This window comes from Pseudonocardia sp. SID8383 (assembly GCF_009864975.1).
GTDB lineage: Bacteria > Actinomycetota > Actinomycetes > Mycobacteriales > Pseudonocardiaceae > Pseudonocardia > Pseudonocardia alni.
Genome location: NZ_WWFY01000638.1, coordinates 1 through 1804, shown reverse-complemented (window position 1 = coordinate 1804; position 1804 = coordinate 1). Strand labels below are relative to the sequence as shown.

2 protein-coding genes are annotated in these 1804 nt (G+C 75.3%); both read right to left on the bottom strand.

The window, feature by feature from the left end; genetic code table 11:
• The coding region (locus GTW08_RS15695) for a serine/threonine-protein kinase (protein WP_161152125.1) at nucleotides 1–961 on the bottom strand (961 nt) is incomplete at its 3' end.
• Nucleotides 962–1100: 139 nt separating this feature from the next.
• The coding region (locus GTW08_RS31910; RefSeq protein WP_237453881.1) for a transglycosylase family protein at nucleotides 1101–1804 on the bottom strand (704 nt) is incomplete at its 5' end.

Sequence of the window (1804 nt, the reverse complement as noted above, 5' to 3'; positions counted from 1 at the left end):
GTGCGGGCACGGCCGGCGCGTCGACGACGGTCCCGCCGCCCTGCGCCTCGCGCCCGTCGGACGCACCCGCGCCGTCGCCGGTGTCCATCACCGCGGTCGCCGTCGACGGCGTCGCGAGACCGGCGACGGACTGGCCCGCGGCGATCCGGGCGAGCGCCTCGCGGGCCTGGGCGGAGCTGGGCCGCTCGGCGGGGTCGTTGGCGAGCAGGCGCATCAGCAGCGCGGTCAGCGGGCCCGCATCCTGCGGCGGGGTGATCGCGCCGGTGGCGACCTTGTGCAGCAGGGCGTAGGCGTTGTCGTCGAGGCCGAACGGCGGCTCGCCCTCGACCGAGGCGTAGAGCATCGCGCCGAGCGCGAAGACGTCCGAGGCGGCCGTCGGCTCCTGGCCTCGGGCGACCTCCGGGGCCAGGAAGGCCGGGGTGCCGGCGATGACGCCGGTACGGGTGAGCTGCACGTCGTCGACGGCGCGCGACACGCCGAAGTCGGTGATCTTGGCCCGGCCGTCCTCGGCGATCAGGACGTTGCCCGGCTTGATGTCCCGGTGCACGACGCCCGCGGTGTGCGCGGCGGCCAGCCCGTCGGCGACCTGACGGCCGATCGCGGCGGCCTCCCGCGGCGGGATCGGCCCCTTCTCGGCGAGCACCGCGGCCAGCGAGCGCGACGGCAGGTACTCCATGACCAGCCACGGACGGTCGTCGTGGACGACGACGTCGAACATGCTGATCACGTGCGCGTGCTGCAGGCGGGCGCCGATCCGGCCCTCGCGCAGGATCCGCTGGCGGGACTCCTCCAGCTGCTCGTCGGACGGCAGGGCCGCCGCGAGCAGTTCCTTGACGGCCACCGTGCGGTTCAGCAGCTCGTCCGTCCCCCGCCACACGGCACCCATCGCACCGGCACCGATCCGCTCGTCGAGCCGGTAGCGGTTCCCGATCCGGTGGGCGTCGGGGGTGGGCGAACTCATGAGGTCCAAGGGTAGGGAATCGAGGCCGGGCCGCCGTCGGCAGGGCAGGTGCTGCGAACGACCGGGAGAGGGACCACGGACCCTACGCGACCACCGGTCGCGCAGCCAGCGACCGTACGCCACACCACAGGACCACCGATCACCTCGGAAGGCCCAACTTGTTGGCACATGCCGGCCACGATCCGTAACCGCCGCGGGCGTCGCGGACCTTGGTCGCGATCTCGATCTGCTGCTCCTTCGTGGCTCCGTCGGCGGTGGGGGCGTACGTCGTGCCGCCGAAGTCGCTCCAGGTGCCCTTGTCGAACTGCAGACCACCGTGGTAGCCGTTCCCGGTCGAGATGGACCAGTCGCCGGAGGACTCGCACTGCGCCAGCTCGTCCCAGGTGCCCTCGGCCGCCTTCGCCGACGACGACGGCGCCGGCTCCTTCTTCGTCTCCGGCTTCGGGGCGGGGGCCGCGGGGGCCGGGGCGTCGGCGTCTCCCCCGCCGCTCCCGTTCCCGCGGTCCTCGTCTCCCCCGTCGCCCTTGTCGCCCTTGTCGCCGCGGCCCTCGTCGCCGCCGGACCGGTCGCCACCGGAGCCGCCGCTGCCGTCCTCGGCGGAGTCGTCGCCATCGGACGATCCACCGTTCCCGCCGGGAGGGGCTCCGTCGCCGCCGGAACCGCGGAAGTCGCGGTCCTCCGGCTCCGATCCCGAGGCCGGGCCGTCGCCGGCGCTGCCGCCGGAGGGGTGGCCGGAACCGCCGGAGCCCGACGGGGAGCCGCTGCCGGAGCCGTCGTCGCCCCCGCCCCCGTCGCCACCGGTGCCGCCGTCGCCGCCGGAGCCATGGCCGTCGCCGGACCCGC